Origin of the sequence: Gordonia sp. CPCC 205515 (assembly GCF_048537925.1) — a bacterium.
Lineage (GTDB): Bacteria > Actinomycetota > Actinomycetes > Mycobacteriales > Mycobacteriaceae > Gordonia.
On sequence record NZ_JBCLVJ010000005.1, the window covers coordinates 87,575 to 105,548 of the forward strand.

Annotated in this window: 18 protein-coding genes and 1 riboswitch; of the genes, 8 read left to right on the forward strand and 10 right to left on the reverse strand. The window is 67.9% G+C overall.

Features of this window, described 5'->3' with window-relative positions; genetic code table 11:
• Positions 1 to 5 precede the first annotated feature (5 nt).
• Complete coding sequence (locus tag AAFP30_RS07760) at positions 6 to 992, reverse strand: glutamate ABC transporter substrate-binding protein (protein ID WP_419229296.1); 987 nt, start codon at positions 990 to 992, stop codon at positions 6 to 8.
• The gene (locus AAFP30_RS07765; RefSeq protein WP_419229297.1) at positions 989 to 2,431 is read right to left on the reverse strand and encodes a hypothetical protein; all 1,443 of its coding nucleotides are present in this window, start codon (positions 2,429 to 2,431) and stop codon (positions 989 to 991) included. The genes AAFP30_RS07760 and AAFP30_RS07765 overlap by 4 nt, the downstream gene beginning before the upstream one ends.
• A 275-nt stretch (positions 2,432 to 2,706) precedes the next feature.
• Between AAFP30_RS07765 and AAFP30_RS07770 the strand changes: the two genes are divergently transcribed.
• On the forward strand, positions 2,707 to 3,189 hold the full coding sequence (locus AAFP30_RS07770; RefSeq protein ID WP_419229469.1) for an NUDIX hydrolase: 483 nt from the start codon (positions 2,707 to 2,709) through the stop codon (positions 3,187 to 3,189).
• Positions 3,190 to 3,198: 9 nt separating this feature from the next.
• On the opposite strand, the gene AAFP30_RS07775 is transcribed toward AAFP30_RS07770, so the two are convergent.
• Both AAFP30_RS07775 and thiE read right to left on the reverse strand, forming a co-directional pair.
• A complete protein-coding gene (locus tag AAFP30_RS07775) occupies positions 3,199 to 3,573 on the reverse strand; it encodes a hypothetical protein (protein WP_419229298.1) in 375 nt (124 codons plus the stop codon).
• Positions 3,574 to 3,790: 217 nt separating this feature from the next.
• A complete protein-coding gene (thiE, locus tag AAFP30_RS07780) occupies positions 3,791 to 4,504 on the reverse strand; it encodes a thiamine phosphate synthase (RefSeq protein ID WP_419229299.1) in 714 nt (237 codons plus the stop codon).
• 20 nt (positions 4,505 to 4,524) lie between these two features.
• Positions 4,525 to 4,636: riboswitch (TPP riboswitch) on the forward strand.
• Here thiE and thiO point away from each other — a divergent pair.
• The 6 genes from thiO to AAFP30_RS07810 all read left to right on the forward strand — a co-directional run bounded on the left by thiO (position 4,629) and on the right by AAFP30_RS07810 (position 11,120).
• Complete coding sequence (gene thiO / locus AAFP30_RS07785; protein ID WP_419229300.1) at positions 4,629 to 5,711, forward strand: glycine oxidase ThiO; 1,083 nt, start codon at positions 4,629 to 4,631, stop codon at positions 5,709 to 5,711. It overlaps the preceding riboswitch by 8 nt.
• Positions 5,708 to 5,905, forward strand: coding sequence for a sulfur carrier protein ThiS (gene thiS / locus AAFP30_RS07790; protein ID WP_419229470.1), 198 nt, complete (start codon positions 5,708 to 5,710; stop codon positions 5,903 to 5,905). The genes thiO and thiS overlap by 4 nt, the downstream gene beginning before the upstream one ends.
• A 67-nt stretch (positions 5,906 to 5,972) precedes the next feature.
• Entirely contained in the window at positions 5,973 to 6,677 is a 705-nt protein-coding gene (locus AAFP30_RS07795) for a thiazole synthase (protein WP_419229471.1), read from the forward strand.
• A gap of 43 nt (positions 6,678 to 6,720) precedes the next feature.
• On the forward strand, positions 6,721 to 7,659 hold the full coding sequence (locus AAFP30_RS07800) for an ABC transporter ATP-binding protein (protein WP_419229301.1): 939 nt from the start codon (positions 6,721 to 6,723) through the stop codon (positions 7,657 to 7,659).
• On the forward strand, positions 7,656 to 8,417 hold the full coding sequence (locus AAFP30_RS07805; RefSeq protein WP_419229302.1) for an ABC transporter permease: 762 nt from the start codon (positions 7,656 to 7,658) through the stop codon (positions 8,415 to 8,417). Before AAFP30_RS07800 ends, AAFP30_RS07805 begins: the two co-directional genes overlap by 4 nt.
• An 87-nt stretch (positions 8,418 to 8,504) precedes the next feature.
• Complete coding sequence (locus tag AAFP30_RS07810) at positions 8,505 to 11,120, forward strand: LuxR C-terminal-related transcriptional regulator (protein ID WP_419229303.1); 2,616 nt, start codon at positions 8,505 to 8,507, stop codon at positions 11,118 to 11,120.
• Here the strand turns inward: AAFP30_RS07810 and AAFP30_RS07815 are convergent.
• The 4 genes from AAFP30_RS07815 to AAFP30_RS07830 all read right to left on the reverse strand — a co-directional run bounded on the left by AAFP30_RS07815 (position 11,095) and on the right by AAFP30_RS07830 (position 14,184).
• A complete protein-coding gene (locus AAFP30_RS07815) occupies positions 11,095 to 11,748 on the reverse strand; it encodes a phosphoribosyltransferase (RefSeq protein WP_419229304.1) in 654 nt (217 codons plus the stop codon). The two genes, AAFP30_RS07810 and AAFP30_RS07815, sit on opposite strands and share 26 nt — an antisense overlap.
• 6 nt (positions 11,749 to 11,754) lie before the next feature.
• A complete protein-coding gene (locus AAFP30_RS07820; protein ID WP_419229305.1) occupies positions 11,755 to 12,204 on the reverse strand; it encodes a nuclear transport factor 2 family protein in 450 nt (149 codons plus the stop codon).
• 62 nt (positions 12,205 to 12,266) lie between these two features.
• On the reverse strand, positions 12,267 to 13,151 hold the full coding sequence (locus AAFP30_RS07825; protein ID WP_419229306.1) for an SCO6745 family protein: 885 nt from the start codon (positions 13,149 to 13,151) through the stop codon (positions 12,267 to 12,269).
• Between the two features lie 31 nt (positions 13,152 to 13,182).
• A complete protein-coding gene (locus AAFP30_RS07830; protein ID WP_419229307.1) occupies positions 13,183 to 14,184 on the reverse strand; it encodes an EamA/RhaT family transporter in 1,002 nt (333 codons plus the stop codon).
• Positions 14,185 to 14,380: 196 nt separating this feature from the next.
• On the opposite strand from AAFP30_RS07830, the gene AAFP30_RS07835 reads away from it, so the two are divergent.
• Positions 14,381 to 15,553, forward strand: coding sequence for a carboxylate--amine ligase (locus AAFP30_RS07835; RefSeq protein ID WP_419229308.1), 1,173 nt, complete (start codon positions 14,381 to 14,383; stop codon positions 15,551 to 15,553).
• Positions 15,554 to 15,577: 24 nt separating this feature from the next.
• On the opposite strand, the gene AAFP30_RS07840 is transcribed toward AAFP30_RS07835, so the two are convergent.
• Together AAFP30_RS07840 and AAFP30_RS07845 are read right to left on the reverse strand one after the other, a co-directional pair.
• Positions 15,578 to 16,840: an MFS transporter gene (locus AAFP30_RS07840; RefSeq protein WP_419229309.1), complete on the reverse strand. Its 1,263-nt coding sequence runs from the start codon at positions 16,838 to 16,840 to the stop codon at positions 15,578 to 15,580.
• 13 nt (positions 16,841 to 16,853) lie between these two features.
• Entirely contained in the window at positions 16,854 to 17,855 is a 1,002-nt protein-coding gene (locus AAFP30_RS07845; protein ID WP_419229310.1) for an alpha/beta hydrolase, read from the reverse strand.
• Between the last annotated feature and the right edge of the window lie 119 nt (positions 17,856 to 17,974).

Consider the following 17,974-nt stretch of genomic DNA (forward strand, 5'->3'; position numbering starts at 1 on the left):
GTGCGTCAATCGCGGTAGACCGGTTGCGGGGGACCGGGACTGGGACCGAGGACCGACAACCATCGGTCGTACATCTGCTGCCAGCGGCCACTGACCCGCAGTTGGGTCAGCACACCGTTGACGAAGCGCACCATGTCGTCCTGCCCCTTGGGGATACCGACGCCGTAGTACTCCTCGCCGAGGCCGGGGCCGACCACCTGCACCCACGGATCCTGTTCGGCCAGACCGGCGAGGATGCCGTCGTCGGTGCTGACCGCGTCGATCTGCCCCTGCTGCAGCATCACCAGACAGTCCGCCCACGTCGTGGTGGTGACCATCCGGGCGCGCGGCTCGATGGACTGGATACGGCCGATCGACGTCGCGCCCCGCGCCGCGCACACCTGCTTGCCCGCAAGTTTGTCCGGCCCATCGATCCCGGACCCCCGCGTCGAGAGAATCCGTTGCGAGGCAACATAGTACGGGGAGGAGAAGTCGACTTCCCGCAAGCGGTCGCAGGTGATACTCATGGTCTTGACCACGACGTCGACGGTGTGATTCTGCAGGGCCTCGGTCCGCTCGGCCGAACTCAGTACCCGGAACTCGATGGAGCCGGGGGCACCGAAGATCGCCGCCGAGATCGCCCGCGCGATGTCGACGTCGAAACCCCGGATGTCGCCGCTGATCGGGTCGCGGAAGCTGAACGGGTTGCTGCCGGTGTCGAGTCCGACGATGAGGCGACCGTGATCGATGATGTCGGCCATCGTGCTGCGTATGGGCATCGAACCGGGCTCGGGCATCGGACCCGGTCGCAGGCTTTCGGTGGCGTTGCAGGTTTCCGAGGTGGGTACGGGTTCGCGTGCGACGTCGGTTTCCGCGCCCGGCGGTGTCGGCTGCACCGCGAACGCAACCGGCGGGGGTGACGGGGGCGCGGAGAACTCCACGCACGCCGCGCTCGTCGCGACCACGAGCAGCAGTGGCAGCAGGAACCGGAGACGACGAGAAAGAGCGGTCATCGGTACTCCCGGATGCGCGGGATGAGTCCCAACACGACCGCGCCTGCGGCGAACAGGGTCAGCAGCAGGATGCCGGTGCCGGTGTAGCCGAGGACACGTTGGGCGGTGTTGATGTCGTCGCGGAACGACTTGCGGGTCGTGGTGATCGAGTCGGTCAGCGCGCGGTCGAGATCGTTGAACGACTGTGCGGTGGAGTTGGCGGAATCCCCGATCGTCAGGACGCGGGCAGTGGCGAAGTCACCCTTGGTCATCGCCTCCCGGGCCTGCGCGTCGATCTTCTGCCACTGCTCGAGAACGTAGTTGGCGTTGTAGATCTGCGATTCGGTCACCGCGCTCGACGAACCGCGTTCGGAGTTGACGCGCTCGAGGATCCGCTTGATCTCCGTGGTGGCGTCCCCGAAGTTCTTCTCGAGGTTGCCCTGGTCGGCTCGCCGCACCAGGGAGAGCGTCTCCGCCGATCGCGCCTGCTGGGTGAGGATGCGTGCGGAGGTCAGTTCGCGGAGCGGATCGGCGCCGTCGACGCGCGCATTGTTCGTCGCGGCCACCGACAACAAGCCTGACGCCAGCAGCCAGACCGTGCCCACGACAACCGCGACCAGCGCGGCGAGCACCCCGATGTTGAATCGTCGTCGGGTCCGTCGGGTCAGGTACCGGCTGGTTGCCACGAGGCCGATGATCACGATGATCAACGCGATGTAGACACCCCAGGGCGGCACCGTGAGCGCGCGCTGCGGATCGGCGATCGCCGCGGACCGACGTTCGTAGAGTTGCTGCGCCGCCGGCAGGATCGTGTCCTGCATCATGGCCGATGCCTGCCCGAGATACGACGACCCGACCGGGTTGCCGAGCCGATTGTTGGTGCGTGCGGTCTCGATCAGGCCGGCATAGACGGGGATGGTCGTGGCCAGCGTCTTGAGATCGGCGTTGATCTCCCGCTCGGCCTTCACGCTCTCCGCGCTCCCCGGGTCCTGCGACGTTCCGGCCGCGATGATCAACGACGACGACGCGGTGGCGAGTGCGTCGGAGTAGCGGGTCCGCAGTTCCGGCGATTCGAGTCCGCCGGAGATGAAGGACGAGCTTGCGGCGGCATCGGCGATGGACAGCGAGCTGTAGAGCACCTGCGCCGCCTCGGCGAGCGGCTCGGTCCGTTCCATCATGTCTCGCAGGGTCGCGGTACGTCGCTCGAGAGTGTCGGAGGCGTAGAGCCCGGTGGCGACACAGGCGATCGCGAGGGCCACCAGGATGAGGATCAACTTGCCGGGGCTGGTCACCGCATAGTGCCGCAGGGTGGTCAGCGGTGACTGGGCCCGTTGGCGGGCCGTCGCCATGAGTTCCCGACGGTCGGCGAGGACCTGCCGGATCGGGGGTGTCGGCGCCGGCCGGAACGACTGAGTCGCACGATTGAGCGCGGTCCGCATCGACGACACGTCGCCCGTCATCTCGGACCCCTTCCTGCGCGCGACGCCCTCACGTCACCGGCGTCCACCGGCGTCGCCGTCACTTTTCTCCTACCTTCTCTGTCGCCCTGGTCGACTCACAACGTTTCAGCGGAACGCCTATCTCCAACCCTAACGCTGACTCGCGTGCTGCGGCCCGACATGCGAGGTCGTGTTCCGCCGGTCGTGTCCGAAGCGACGGACACGTGAACTCCGCCTCGTTCACTGGCCAGTGTCGTAGCTCTCACATACCGTGGTTGACGACGACGGGAGACGGTGTGCGCGGTGACGGCGACGGCTGGGTGATCGATCCGGATGGTTCACGCTATTGGGGACGGCACGGCGCCGCAGGCTTGTTGCTGCGCACGCCGCTGCCCGAGGGCGGCTTCGCCGTGCTGCTGCAGCACCGCGCGGTGTGGTCGCACCAGGGCGGAACCTGGGGGCTGCCCGGCGGCGCCCGCGATTCCCACGAGAGCGCCATCGACACCGCAGTCCGTGAGGCCGACGAGGAAGCCGGCATCGGCAGCGCCGACCTGCGAGTCCTCGCCGCCCTGGTCACCCACCAGGCGCCCAGCGGCTGGACCTATACAACGGTGATCGCCGAGGTCGACGAACCGGTGCACACCGTCGCCAACTTCGAATCCGCGGAGCTGCGGTGGGTGGCCGAGGTCGAGGTCACCACGTTGCCGTTGCATCCCGCGTTCTACCAGGCGTGGTCGGGCCTGCGGGAACGGATTGCGTCGCTGGATCTGCAGCGCTGAGCCGTTCGGTCATGCCGCGCCGTCGAGCAGGCGATTGGCCCCGGCGATCAGGGCGTTGAAGTTCGCCTCGTCTCGGGTGTCGCCGGTGCCGCACGCCCAGCACTGCCGGTCGTCGTTCTCGCACAGCAGGTACGTGGTGATCGCGCCGTCGACCTCACGCTGATGGAAGCGGACGATCTGCACCGGGGCGCCGAGGTCGTAGAGGATCGAGGTCATCGCGCCGATCGGCCCGGTCGACTGTGCCTGCAGGGACATGATCCGGTCCGCGTAAGCGATGGTGGCGCGGCAGGTGACCATGTCCGCATGCGTGGGTTCCATGCTCCACGCGCCCAGGCGAATGCAGCCGGTCGGTGCGTATTCGTCGGTGAATCCCTGTGGGCTCATGCCGAATGCCTCCTCACGCAATCCCCGGGGAAGGGTGTCGCAAGGCCAGGATTGCCGAGCAAGATGAAGGGTGTGCATCTCAAGAGTGTCGTTTCGGTCGAGGATCGATGACCGACGAGAAGAGCACGACGACCCCGCAGCGGGGGGTCGGTCAGATCAGACCCCGCTGCGGCGGGCTACGAGAATGCTCTTGCGGTACGACATGATGGCGACCACCTTAACCCCACGCGTGCGGTGCTGACAATCCACTTTTCAGGTCCGCGGCCGCGGCGCGTGGGTCGTCGGCGCCGGTGATCGCGCGCACCACCACCACCCGATCCGCCCCCGCTTCGGTCACTTCGGGCAGCCGGTCGGCGTCCACGCCGCCGATCGCGAACCACGGAGTGGCGGTGTCGAGCGCGGTGGCCGCGCGCACGAGGTCGAGTCCGGGGGCGTGGCGGCCGGGTTTGGTGGGCGTCGGCCAGCACGGGCCGACGCAGAAATAGTCGACCGATTCGTTGGCGGCCGCCGCCTGCACCTGCGCTTCGTCGTGGGTGGACAACCCGATGAGCACGTCCGGTCCGACGATCGCTCGGGCCAGGGTCGGCGGTAGATCGCCCTGTCCGACATGCAGCACGTCGGCCTGCGCCAGGGTGGCGATGTCGGCGCGGTCGTTGACCGACAACAATGCGCCCGCCGAGCGGGTCAGGTCGCGCAGATCACGCAGGATGGCCAGCTCCTCGCCGGCCTCGAGAACCCCGAACGCCGATTCGCCTGCCGACCCTTTGTCGCGCAACTGCACGATGTCGACGCCGCCGGCGAGCGCCGCCGCCACGAACTCGAGCAGGTCGCCGCGGTCGCGCCGCGCGTCGGTGCACAGATACAGGCGCGCCGCTGCCAGCCGATCGAGGCGTGCGGTCCGGGTGGAAGCGGTGGGGGCGGAATCGGTCACGGACTCGAAGGTAGGCTGGGGCGCACACACACGGGAGTCCGGGGTCGCCGGGCTGAGAGTGCGGGACGTCCCCCGCTGACCGTTAGACCTGATCCGGGTAATGCCGGCGAAGGAAGGATGATTGGTGCAACCTCTACCGTCTCGCATCGAGACCCTCACCGTGGTCGGCGGTGGCGTGATCGGCCTGACCTGTGCGCTCGCCGCCGCCGATGCCGGATTCTCCGTGCGGGTGCTCGACGCCGGGATCGGGCAGCGCGCTGCCTGGGTGGCCGCCGGGATGCTCGGCTCGCTGGGCGAAGGCCACCCCGGTGAAGAGCAGCTGTTGGAGATGTCGGCGTCGTCGGCCCGACGATGGCCGGATCTGGTGGCGCGCCTGGGGGATCCGACGGTCATGGCGGCCGCCGACTCGCTCTTCGTCGCTGCCACCGCCGCCGACGCCGAACGCCTGCGCACCCTCGCCGACTTCGTGTGGGCCCGCCAACCCCGCGCCCACGATGATCTCGCGCCCGTCACCCCGGCCGACCTCCGACGACTCGAACCCGCCCTCACCTCCCGGGTGCACGGCGGGTTCCGGGCGGTCGGCGAGGGGGCGGTCGACAACCGGGCACTGCTCGGCCGACTGCGCGACGCGGTGGTCGCGGCGGGCGGGGAGATCCACGACCGGCACGTCGAGGATCTCGCCGACCTCGACGGCGACCAGGTCCTCGTCGCGGCAGGGCTCGGCACCCGAAACCTGCTCCCGGACATCGCTGTACACGCCGTCAAGGGGGAGGTGCTGCGGCTGCGGGCGACCCGATGGTCGGTGCCGCCACCGACCCACGTGGTGCGCGCCCGGATGCACGGACGGTCGGTGTACCTGGTTCCCCGCGCCGACGGAATCGTCGTCGGTGCAACGCAATACGAACCATTCGACGAGGCATCGCGGGAGCCGGAGGTGGGTGGGGTCGCCGATCTGCTGACCGACGCCACCGACCTGATGCCCGGTCTGCGGACCTACGAACTCGTCGAGGTCGGTGCGGGGTTGCGTCCGGTCAGCCCCGACGGCCTGCCCGTCATCGCCCGCGTCGACGAGCGGGTCCTGGTGGCGACCGGCCACGGACGCAACGGAATCCTGTTGGCGCCCTATACCGCCGACCGGGTGATGGCATTGCTCGACACCGTATCGGGAGACGTCACCAGCGCAGCGGGAAAGAAGAACTCATGCTGAACATCGTCGTCAACGGGGATGCCACCGACGTGGCGGCCGAATCGTCGGTGGCCGACCTCATCACGATCCTGGGTCTGCCCGACCGGGGGATAGCGGTCGCCGTCGACGGTGAGGTGGTGCCCCGTGGGGAGTGGGACCGATTGCTGGGTAACAACTCTGCGGTCGAGATCGTGACGGCGGTGCAAGGTGGATAGCGCGGTCGGAACGATCGTCGACGACCCGCTGCGTATCGCGGACCGGGAGTTGACGTCCCGGTTGATCATGGGCACCGGTGGGGCGGCGAACCTCGCGGTCCTCGAACGCGCACTCGTCGCCTCGGGCACCGAACTGACCACGGTCGCGTTGCGACGGGTGAGCCCCGAATCCCGCACCGGCATGGTCGATCTGCTGCGGCGCCTGGGCATCGCGATCCTGCCGAACACCGCAGGCTGCCACACCACCGCCGAAGCGGTCCTCACCGCGCAACTCGCCCGCGAGGCCGTCGAAACCCATTGGGTCAAACTGGAAGTCGTCGCCGACGAGCGAACACTGCTCCCGGACCCGATCGAATTGCTCGACGCCGCACGCGCATTGGTCGACGACGGATTCGCGGTGCTGGCCTACACCAACGACGACCCCGTCCTCGCCGCGCGGCTGCAGGATCTCGGCGTCGCCGCCGTGATGCCACTCGGCTCGCCGATCGGTACCGGGCTCGGCATCGCCAACCCGCACAACATCGAGATGATCGTCGCCGCGGCAGAGGTGCCCGTCGTCCTCGACGCCGGGATCGGCACCGCCAGCGATGCCGCGCTGGCGATGGAGTTGGGCTGCGACGCGGTTCTGCTCGCCTCCGCGGTGACCCGCGCCGACGACCCCGAACGCATGGCGGCCGCGATGCGGCAGGCGGTCATCGCCGGTCGGCTCGCCGCCGGAGCCGGACGCATTCCCAAACGGTTCTGGGCGCAGGCGTCGTCACCGGCGCGGTAGCGGTCGGCGGCGGTGGTCGGGGCGGGACGCTATCGTCGAGTTCATGCTGGCCGTCGCGAATCTCACCAAGGACTTCGGGCAGGTGCGTGCTGTCGACAACCTGACCTTCACCGTGCAACCCGGCCGGGTGACCGGATTCCTCGGACCGAACGGGGCCGGCAAGTCGACGACGATGCGCATGATGCTCGGCCTCGACAACCCCACCGCAGGTCACGCAACCGTCGGCGGACGTCCATACGCCGACCTCGACCACCCGCTGCGGCAGGTCGGCGCGCTACTCGACGCCCGATGGGTCCACCCCAATCGCAGCGCCCGATCGCATCTGCGGTGGATGGCCGCCGCCAACGGCATCCCCACCCGCCGCGTCGACGAGGTCATCGAGATTGTCGGCCTGACCTCGGTCGCCGGTAAACGGGCCGGCGGATTCTCCCTCGGCATGTCGCAGCGACTCGGGCTCGCCGGCGCGCTGCTCGGCGACCCGCACACACTGCTGTTCGACGAACCGGTCAACGGTCTCGACCCCGAAGGCATTGTGTGGGTTCGGGAATTCATGCGGCGGCTGGCAGCGGAGGGCCGCACGGTGTTCGTGTCGAGCCACCTGCTCACCGAGATGTCACTGACCGCCGACCATCTCATCGTCATCGGGCAGGGCCGGCTGATCGCGGACTGTTCGGTCGCCGAGTTCACCGGACGGGCCGCGCAGGGTGTCCGGGTGCGCAGTCCGCAACTGCCGCAACTGCACCAGGTGCTGGCGCAGGCCGGCATGGTCGTCGTCGGCGGCACCGCCCCCGACGGCCGGCCATTCCTGTCGATCGCCGACGTGAGCACCGACGCGGTCGGCGACCTGGCCGCCCGCGCCGGACTCGCGGTGTTCGAATTGACCAGTACCTCAGCCTCGTTGGAGGAAGCGTTCATGCAGATGACAGCGGGTGCGGTGCAGTATCACGGCGGTGCCCCGAAAGCCGGCGGAGGTCCGCGATGATCAACGCACTCAATGCCGAGCGGGTCAAACTGCTCTCGACCCGTTCGCCGTACTGGTGCGTGGGAGTTGTGGTCGTCCTGGCGTTGGGCGCCGCGGCCATCACCGGATCCGCCGTCTCGGGCGGTGCCGGCACGTCGTCGTCCGAGATCGCCTACATGTCGCTGCTCGGACTGAGCTCGTTCGGTCTGCTCGTACTGATGATCATGGCGGTGCTGGCGATCACCAACGAATATCGGTTCGGCACCATCCGCACCACCTTCCAGGCCATCCCCAAACGGTGGATCGTGCTGCTGGCCAAGGCCGGCGTGTTCGGGGGTCTGGCCTTCATCGCCACCGTCGTGCTGGCCGTCGCCGCGCTCCTACTGGTGCGGGTGATCGGTGGATCGGGTGCCGGGCTGGAACTCGGTGACAGCGGAGTGATGCGGCAGATCTGGGGGATGCCCATCATCGCGGTGCTGTTTGTCCTCATCGGGCTAGGCGTCGGCGCGAGCGTGCGACACACCGCCGGTGCCATCGTCATCGTGTTGATCTGGGATCTGGCGGTCGAGTCGATCGTCGCCGTCCTGCCGCGGGTCGGCACCCACGTCGCGCCATTTCTCCCGTTCCGCAACGCCACCCGATTCCTCGCCGGCGACAACTCCGACATGGCGGGCGGGGGCTATCACTGGGGCGTGTACGGATCGCTCGTCTACTTCGCGGTATTTGCGATCGCTATCTTCGTGATTGGGATCGTTGTCGTCGAACGGCGAGATGCGTAGCGACGCGTAGGATAAACGTCTGACCCGAGCAGCATTCGGGTCTTCGTCCCGTGCCGCAAGTGGCACGATGAGACTAAAGTCTGCACCATGTCCTCGAACTGGCCCTTGGTCGAGCGCGAGAAAGAGTACCGCATCATCCAGTCCGCTCTGCGCGGCGAGACGACGGCGTGCGGAGTGGTGCTGACCGGAGATTCGGGAGTCGGTAAGACGACACTGGCGCGACACGTCACCGCGACCCTCGGCGGCGGGGTGCGCTGGGTCGCGGGCACCGAGTCAGCCCGCAGCATTCCGCTCGGCGTGTTCGCCCACCTCGTCGGGCCGTCGACGTCGAGTGACCCGGTCACCTACCTCGCCGCCGCACGGGAATCGCTGCTCTCGGACGGGAATGTGGTCATCGGCGTCGACGACGCGCACCTGCTCGACGAACTCTCGGCCACCCTGTTGCATCAGTTGGCGATCGACCGCGCGGTGCACATCGTCGCGACCGTGCGCAGCGGCGAGTCCGTCCCGGACGCGGTGACCTCCCTCTGGAAGGACAACCACCTCACCCGAATCCTGTTGTCGCCGTTCTCCAAACAGCAGTCCGTCGAACTCATCGAATCGGTGCTGGGTGGGCAACTCGAAGGTCTGTCCGCCGATCTGATGTGGGAGGCCTCGGGCGGCAACGCCCTGTTCCTGCGGCATCTCGTCGACGGTGCGCGACAGGCGAACACGCTGCGCCAGGTCAACGGGGTCTGGCAGCTACGCGGCCGGGCGGCGATCACCTCGGAACTGGCGTCGCTGCTGGAAAGCCGCATCGAGCAACTCGACGACTCGGTGCTCACCGTCCTGAAATACCTGGCGCTGTGTGAGCCCCTGGACATCGATGTCCTCGCCGATCTGGCCGGTGAGGAGGCGGTGGAGGAGGCCGAGATCGCCGGACTGGTGCGGATCGTCCGGGACGGTCGACGACTCAACGTCCGGTACAACCATCCGCTGTTCGGCGAGGTGATCCGGCATCGGCTGGGGTTGGCGTCGTCACGCAGGCTGCGCGGCAAGTTGGTCAAGGCACTGCGGGAGCGGGAGGTCGACAGCCCGGCCGAACGCATCCGGCTCGCCGACCTGTCTCTGGAGAGCGATGTCTCGGTGGACACCGAGCTGATGGGGGCCGCCGCGCGCGACGCACTCATGCTGGCGCACGCCCCGATGGCCGAACGCTTCGCCCGCGCCGCCGCCGAAGCCGGAGGCCTCGACGCGGCGGAGGCACTCGCCCGGTCGCTCATGTGGCAGGGCGGCGCCGACGAAGCAGAACAGATCCTCGCGACGTTCGATGCCGACGACCTCGACCAGTTCCAGCTCCTGGCCTGGGGCGGACTCCGATTCGGCAACCTGTTCTGGGCGCTCGGCGACGCCGATCGCGCCGACGCCCTCCTCGAGGTGCTGCTGGAGAAGGTCACCGACCCCAACCTCAAACCCGTTGTCCTCGGGATCGCCTCGGCCTGCGCGGTGTTCGAGAATCGGATCGACGACGCCATCGCGCTCTCCGACGAAGCGCTCGAGGCGTCCACCCTGCCGTGGGCCGTGGAGTGGGCGGCGTTCGGCGGCAGCCTGTCCCGTGCTCTGGCCGGCCGCGCCGACGAGGTGGCCGGCCTCGCCCGGCGGGCCCACGAGGCCGAGGCCTTCACCGACGGTCTCCTGCGGTTCCCGGCCGGATTCGGTCCGATCCTCGCCCTGACCCTGACCGCCCACCTCGACGACGCCACCGCCGACGCCGAGCGTTTCCTCAAATTCGCCAGTGCCGGAAAGTTTCTCGGCTGGGCGATGGCCGGCATCCTGGTGGCCGCCGTCGAACTCACCCGCGGCGACTGCGCATCGGTGGACCGGCGGATGGAACAGACCCTGGCCACCCTCGACAGCGGACGCGCCGCCGAGTCGTGGAACTTCCCGGCCTTCATCTACCGGGTGCAGGCGCTGTCCGCGATCGGCAGCGCCGACGCCGCAGCCAAGGTGCTGCGAAAGGCCGAGAAGCGCAACGGCAAACATGTCGCGGTCTTCGGCCCGATGCTGACGATCGCCAAGTCGTGGCAGCAGGCCGCGGCGGGCACCGTGTCCCTGGCGGTGGCCACCGCGTGCGAGGCGGCCACGCAGGCACGCGAATCCGGGCAGTTCGCCACCGAGGCCGAGGCCTTGCACTCGGTGGTCCGCTTCGGCGACGCGACACCCGCGCAACGCCTGCGGGAGTTGAGCGAGCAGATCGACGGTCCACTGGTTTCCCTCTATGCCCAGCACGCCGACGCGCTCGCCGCGCGCGACGCCGTCGAACTCGACGTGTGCGCCGACGAGTTCGAGCGACTCGACATCCGGTTGTCGGCGGCCGACGCGGCCGCCCAGGCGAGTGTGCTGCACGAGGCGAGCGGCTCCCGCGCGGCCACCGTCGCGTCCGCCGCGGTCGCCAACCGGCTGGCCGCCGAATGCGGTGGCCTGCGGACACCCGCCCTGCTGGAGGCGGCGCAGCCGTTGCCGCTGACCTCGCGGGAGCGCGAGATCGCCAATCTCGTGGCCGCCGGCCTGTCGAACAAGGAAATCGCCGAACGCCTCACGGTGTCGGTGCGCACCGTCGAGGGACACATCTATCGGGCGTGCACCAAGCTCGACGTCACCGACCGTGCGGAACTCGCCGCGCTGCTGCGCAAGGACGTCACGAAGAAGCGAGGCACCGGATGACCTCGCCGTCGTCGACCTGACGGAAGTCGTCGTAGGACTGGCCGACCGCCCGGAAGGGTTCCGGCATGGCCACACACGCCACCTCGTCGATCTCGGGGTCCGCCCGGAATCGCGCCATGGTGTCGGCGGGTCCCGTCGGTACCGCCACGGTCACCGCGGCAGCGCCGGCGGCGCGGGCCGCACGGACTGCGACGGCCATCGTGGCGCCGGTGGCCACGCCGTCGTCGACCAGGATCACCGAGCGGCCCCGCAGCGACAGTGGTTCGCGCCCAGCCCGATACCGTTGCTCCCGCTCTGCACGGATGTGGTTCTCGGCGTCGACGATCCGCTGCAACTGTGCGGGGGTGACCCCGAGTCGACGGGGCGTGTCGTCGTTGATGACGGTCTCCCCGGCGGCCACCGCACCCATCGCGAACTCGGGTTGCCCTGGCGCACCGAGCTTTCGGACGACGAGTACATCGAGTGGGGCGTCGAGTGCGACGGCCACCTCGCGCGCCACCGGCACCCCGCCGCGCGCGAGGCCGAGCACGAGGGTGGTCGGGTCGTGCGTGCGGGACGCGGCGACCTGTGCGCCCAGCGCCCGGCCCGCCGCACACCGATCGGTGAAGGTCTGTGCGCGGCGGAACATGGTGGGCTACAACCGGATTGCCGGTCCGACGTCGAGCTTGAAGCTCGGCAGATCGGACAGGTTCACCGTCGCCTCATAGGTGCGGTCGTAACCGGTGGCACAGATCCGCCAACCCGCATCGGTACGGCGGTACCGGTCGGCGTAGAACGCGGAACCGAACAACATGAACGAGAAGTCGGGCACGATCACCCGATCCTGCAGATACCAGCGGCCGGTTGCTGTGTCCCCGTCGATCTCGATTTCCGGGTGCGCAACGCGATGCTCGGTGATCACGCTCGGTCCGACCGACGTCCGCATGTACCCGACGAGCTCGTCGCGGTTGGCGAACGCCAGGCTCTTGCCGTAATCGCCGGTGACATCCGGGGTCAGGGTGTCGGCGAAGGAATCCCAGTCCTTGGTGTCGAGGGCCCGCAGATACCGGTACTTGAGGGTTTTGATCGCCTCGAGATCGTCCATGAGTCAACACCTACCCTTTTTCGCCCGCCCGCGACGAACTTTGGTCCCGATCAGCGGGCGGGTCACTCCTTCTTTCGGGTCCCGGGCAGCACACCCGCGTCGATGACTGCCTTGGAGTACGGCCGGGTGCGAGCGATCAGGTCCTCGACATCGCCACCCGACCATGCGGGCGCGGTGATCGCATCGGTCTCGTCCTCGATCGTGCGATACAGCGTGAGGCCCGCATCGGTGAGTTGGTGCCCGGAGTCGGTGCGCTCGGCCAGGCCACGGTCGGCGAGCCGATCCACCGAGGCGTCCCACTGCTCGTCGGACCAGCCGCGGGTGATCTGGACGAGTTTGCGGCCCAGCAGTCGACGATGGATTGCGGGGTCGGTGATCTCGGCCTCGTGGAAGACGACAGCGTCCAAGCCGCCCAGCCCGTGATGCACGAGCGCCGCAATATGGTTGTCGCCGCGCCACTCTCGCACGACCGCGATCGCGTGCCACAGGCGCAGGTGGGGTTGTTCGGGCGCTGCGTCGGCCGCCCATCCCGCGGCCAGCGGTCGTCCGACGAACGGCAGTCCGGCGGCGAGTTCGGTGTAGCGCGAAGCGAGTTCGTCGGTTTCCGGGTCGTCGACGCGGTCCCCGAGGATGGGACGGAGCGATTCGTCGAGCATCTGCATGCGCCGGGCGGCGATGCGGTCGAGACCGACGGCGCGGGCCGACGTCCAGGCCTTGGTGATGAGATCGGGGGCGAAGTTGTAGAAGGACGAGGTGACGAGCGCGGGATGGCAATCACCCATCGGAGCGGCCCGCGCCCCGACGTAGAAGGCGTGCCCGTCGAGTCCGGTGTCGGACATCGCGTCACGTAATCCGGGGCTGAAGTACGCCAGCACATGGAACGGCTCGAGCGTCTCGTAGGCGGTGCGGGCGGTCTGGGCGGCGGTCTCGTCGATGGTCGAGGTCATGCCTCCACAGTTACGGCCGACGGGCCGCGCGTCAACCGTGCCGGTACTCGCGGTGCGTCGTGTCGTCGACGGAGATCTCCCCGCTGTCGGCGATCGGCTCGTCCATGCGGCCGCGTCGCCAGCCACCCTTCTGCGGGGGAGCCTCACCGAAGTGGTCCGGATCGCCGGAGCCGTACCAGGCCACCAGCACCGCGCCGATCACCGCGCCGATGAAGCCGACGACGGCCAGCCACCCCAGTCCGGGTTTGGCCATGTCGCCGAGGAACAGCACGCCGACGAGGCTCGGTCCGGCGGTTTCGCCGACCACGAGCACCGCGGTCACGCCGTTGACCGCACCCACCTGCAGGGCCACGGTCTGCACGAAGAAGCCGACGGCGCCGGCGACCGCGATGGTCCAGGCGGCGGGGTCGGTGAGTAGTGCGACCGCGTCGAACGGCTGCACGCCGTCGAGGATGCGCACGGAGATCGCGATGACGCCGAACAACAGACCGGCGGCCGCGCCGCCGACGATGCCCGCGTGCTTACCTGCCCGATAGACACCGCCGAGCGCGATCGCGCACAGGCCGAGTGTCGCGATGAACAGTTCCCAGTGGAAGGCCGGGGTTCCGCCGTTGCCGGTGTGCGGCGCCGACGAGATGCCGAGCAGACACAACGAGAGCACGACCAGCCAGATCGCGATCCAGTCGCGGGTGTGCAGGGCGATGTTGAGCATGATCGTGCCGAGCAGGGCGGTCACGACGAGGTTGGCCGAGACGATCGTCTGGGACAGGAACAGTGGCAGGAACCGCGCGGCGACAGCGCCACCGGCGAAGCCGACGACCACCATCATCGTGCCCATGATGAACGCGGGGTCGATGAGTGTGGACATCGTCGACTGCAGGGACGGACCGCCAGCCGCGTTGGTGGCGTCGGTCCCATGTCCGCTGTCCCGGTTCTCGGTGGCGACGCGACGAGCGCCAAGCGCACGGAGAACGGTCGACATACCGTAGGCGACGGCGGCGAGGCAGGCGGCGATGATGCCGATCACGAACATCTCAGCAACCTCCGCTCTACACTGTGCTCTAGCCGACGGTCTCTGTCCGACCGTCGATCAACCCCCGGTTGCACCCCGATGTGCAGCCAATTTGTGGTGAAACCACACGACGCCATTCTCCAACGTCTCAGCTTGCGTGGCTATTCCTTTTCAGCGCCAATTAGGCAGCCTAACGGCAGACTCTTAGACTTTGAGCGTGGGGAGTTCGCAACGCAGACGCATCCTGATCACCTTCGGACGGTCGTTCCTGACGCTGGAGCTGGCGCGCATGATGTCGGCGGCCGGCCACCACGTGACCATCGTCGACAGCATTCCGATCGGTGTCACCCGCCTGTCGCACGCACACGACAAGTTCTACAAGGTGCCGCCGCCGAAGTTCGAGCCGCGCGCCTACTGTCACGCCCTGTCGCGGATCGTCGCCAAGGACAAGATCGACATGGTCATCCCCATCCATGAGGAGACCGACATCCTCTCGATGATGGTCGACATCTTCCCGCCGTCGTGCGAGCTGTTCCTGTCGGATTTCGAGCTCGAGAACCAACTGCACAACAAGTACGAGTTCTCCGAACTGCTGGTCTCGTTGGGACGTCCGCACCTGAAGTTCGCGCAACTGCGCACCCGCGACGATGTGGCGCATCTCGATTTCGAGAAGCCATTCGCCCTCAAGCAGTGCTATTCGCGGGGCTCGCAGAAGGTACACAAGGCGCACCCGGGCGATCCGCTGGACTGGTTGGATTTCGACCCGACCAACCCGTGGCTCGCGCAGGAGTGGGCATCGGGCGAGAAGTTCTGCACCTACTCGATCGCGCGGGAGGGCAAGGTCTACGCCCACGCCACCTACCCGGTCGACTACGCGATCGACGGCAACTCGTGCCTCAATTTCCGGTCCCTCGATCGACCCGACATCCTCGACCGCGTGTCGTCGTTCGTCCGTGAGGTGAACTTCACCGGACAGATCGGCGTCGACTTCATCGAGGACCCCGACCGCGGACTGGTCAGCATCGAATGCAATCCGCGCGCGACCAGCGGCATCATGATGTTCGACTCCGACGACGGCATCGACCGCGCCTTCTTCGGCGAGAACACCGAACTGATCACCCCGCAACCGGACACCAACCGGATGATCGGGCTGGGCATGCTGCTCTACGGGTGGCGCAAACCGTCACGCCGCGATCGCAGCATGCGGCAGTTCTTCCGCGACTTCCGCTCCGCCGACGACGTCATCACCTGCCCCGGCGACCAGCGCCCGGCCATCGGTCTGCCGATCGCCTACCTCGGCGTCCTCCGCAGCTGTCTGAAGTACCACGTCGGCCTGGCCGAGGGGTTCATGCACGACCACGAATGGGATGGCCTGCGGATCTCCGAGTGAGACCAACCAGTCCGTCGGCGACGCTTACCGCACGCCCCGAATCGGGAGGACGGCCAGTCCACCGAGCGCGGTGACCACCACCGCCCCGACCAGGAGTGCGCCGTAGTTGGGTGCCCCTGATCCGATGGCCAGCAGGGGAGTCGCCATGAGCGGCAACAGCAGCTGGGGCATCTGATACGACAGTGCGATCACCGCCAGGCCGGTGCCGGCGGCGGATGAGTCGGGAAGCAACTCGGTCATCATGGCGACGTCCACGGACACGAATGCGCCCTGTCCCATGCCGATCAGCGCGATGCCGACAGCGAATACCGACAGGTCGCGGGCACACAGAGCAACCAGCAGACCAGCGGCGGTCAAAACCACTGAGCCGAACACGATCGGCTTACGGCGCCCGGTCCGGTCGGAGAGCCAGCTGAACAGCACGCTCGTGACGATGCCTGCGCCGAACAGCGCGCCCGCCACGAGGCCTTGGGCCTTGGTGGCTTCCTCGGTGGTCAGGCCGAGCCGATCGGTGATCAGGTACAGCAAATAGGTCGACACCGACGTCAGCGCCAGCGTCACGAGCAGTCGGCACAGCCATGCCCAGGCGAAGTCGCGGTGACGGATCGGGTTGATCCAGTAGCTGCGCAACAGGCCGGTCCAGCTCACCGACTCCGGCTCGGTGCGCACGATGTCGCGCAGTACCGCGAACAATGCGAGATTGGCCAAGACCATGAGTATCGCCGGAAGCCCGAACCAGTAGACGGGATTGCCGGGCAGTGCGCTGACCATCGCGCTACCCAGCGCAGGCGACAGGCCCAGGCTCATCCCGAACGCGGCCGCCACCCGAGCCCGGATGCGGGTCGGGATCTGGTCGGCGAGAAGCGCATTGAGCGCCATGGTGGTGGCGCCGAAACCGGCCTGGGCCACGGCCCAGCCGGCGACAAGAGTTGGCACATTCGGCGCGAACGCCAAGATGAACATGCCCACTGCGCTGAGAAACGAGCCGCCAAGGATGAACGGACGGCGAATGCCCAACCGGCAGGTCGAGACATCGCTGATACGCCCGAGTGGTGCGGACACCAGCATGATCACGACGCCGCCGATCGCGGCCGTCACTGCCAGCGTCTGGGCCTTGTTGTCGGGATCGAGTTCCGACAAACGCAGGGGGATACTGATGAACCCCGCGGACATGACCGCCAGTGCGGCGCCGAAATAGGCTGCGACCAGTGCCGGCAGGAAGGCCGCGGTTTGCGGCCGGGCCGAGGGACTGGCCTTGGTGTCCTCCGGCGAGGCGTCGAGGGTCATCCAGCTCACCCGATCAGGAAGCGATGGCCGAGCTCAGAGCGACACGGCTACGGAGGAACTCCGCGACGCGGTTCTGCCAGTCACGGGCGGTCTCTGAATTCTTGGTGAGTGATCCACTGCCGTGCAATTGCCCTGGGGCACGCCAACTCTGGACCGGCACATCGGCTTCTCTGAGACGAGCCGCATAGATCTCGCCGGAGTCGCGGAGCGGATCGAGCTCAGCGGTGATGAGCAGCGTTGCCGGAAGACCCGCCAAATCGGTGATCTCATCGGGCGCGGCCGGGCCGGACGTATCGCTGTGGCCGCCGAGGTACGCCGCACGTAGAGCGGAGAAATCGCCGCCCATATCGGCGAGGTCGCGGTAGTTGCGGAACGACTCGTCATGTTCGGCATGCAGGCTTCCCGCCGGCACCTCGAGGATTTGGTGATCCAGACTCACACCGCGGTCGCGGGCGTGCATCGCCACGAGCGCGGCGAGGTTGCCGCCGGCCGATGTGCCGCCGACGCCGATGCGGTCCGGCGCGATGTCGAACTCGGCCCCGTGCTCGAGCAGCCAATCCAGGACGTCCAGACCATCGTCGAGTGCGCTGGGGAAGGGGTGTTCGGGAGCCAATCGATAGTCGACATCGAAGACATCCACACCGCCGGCCACCGCCCGAGCCCGCCACAACCGATCGTTCACCATCTCTCGCACGCTGCCGAGGATGAAACCACCGCCGTGAAAAGCAACATGCGCCAGTCGCGAGCCTCGAACCGCCGGTCGGTAATGCATCACGGTGAGTTCGCCCGACCGGGTCGGTACGCGCCTCTCGATCACGGTGCACTCCGACGGCCCAGGCAGGGTAAATCGCTCCGCCAATGCATCAGAGAGCTGGTGCGCGCCCACCCGACGCTCCGCCCAGTCGGCGGCCTGCAGGGCAGGTATGTGCACAACCAACTCCTGTGCCGCCGCCAGCCACTCCAGAATTGCGGGCTCGCAGCCGGCGTCGCGCGCGGCGCGTAGATAATCGGGCATCAGACCTCCATGCAGCAGACCCATCGAAGAACTTCTACGAAGAACTTTACGAAGGGAGCCGCGGCAAGTCAATGATGCGTACGGCAGTTAAGCTGACGGCGTGGGGCAGTCGGGTGTGA

Bases quoted from the DNA above. Each gene is read 5' to 3' on its own strand.
- AAFP30_RS07760 (WP_419229296.1), bottom strand. From the start codon at position 992: ATGACCGCTCTTTCTCGTCGTCTCCGGTTCCTGCTGCCACTGCTGCTC.
- AAFP30_RS07765 (WP_419229297.1), bottom strand. From the start codon at position 2,431: ATGACGGGCGACGTGTCGTCGATGCGGACCGCGCTCAATCGTGCGACT.
- AAFP30_RS07775 (WP_419229298.1), bottom strand. From the start codon at position 3,573: ATGAGCCCACAGGGATTCACCGACGAATACGCACCGACCGGCTGCATT.
- AAFP30_RS07795 (WP_419229471.1), top strand. From the start codon at position 5,973: ATGGGCACCGGTGGGGCGGCGAACCTCGCGGTCCTCGAACGCGCACTC.
- AAFP30_RS07800 (WP_419229301.1), top strand. From the start codon at position 6,721: ATGCTGGCCGTCGCGAATCTCACCAAGGACTTCGGGCAGGTGCGTGCT.
- AAFP30_RS07805 (WP_419229302.1), top strand. From the start codon at position 7,656: ATGATCAACGCACTCAATGCCGAGCGGGTCAAACTGCTCTCGACCCGT.
- AAFP30_RS07810 (WP_419229303.1), top strand. From the start codon at position 8,505: ATGTCCTCGAACTGGCCCTTGGTCGAGCGCGAGAAAGAGTACCGCATC.
- AAFP30_RS07815 (WP_419229304.1), bottom strand. From the start codon at position 11,748: ATGTTCCGCCGCGCACAGACCTTCACCGATCGGTGTGCGGCGGGCCGG.
- AAFP30_RS07820 (WP_419229305.1), bottom strand. From the start codon at position 12,204: ATGGACGATCTCGAGGCGATCAAAACCCTCAAGTACCGGTATCTGCGG.
- AAFP30_RS07825 (WP_419229306.1), bottom strand. From the start codon at position 13,151: ATGACCTCGACCATCGACGAGACCGCCGCCCAGACCGCCCGCACCGCC.
- AAFP30_RS07830 (WP_419229307.1), bottom strand. From the start codon at position 14,184: ATGTTCGTGATCGGCATCATCGCCGCCTGCCTCGCCGCCGTCGCCTAC.
- AAFP30_RS07840 (WP_419229309.1), bottom strand. From the start codon at position 16,840: ATGACCCTCGACGCCTCGCCGGAGGACACCAAGGCCAGTCCCTCGGCC.
- AAFP30_RS07845 (WP_419229310.1), bottom strand. From the start codon at position 17,855: ATGCCCGATTATCTACGCGCCGCGCGCGACGCCGGCTGCGAGCCCGCA.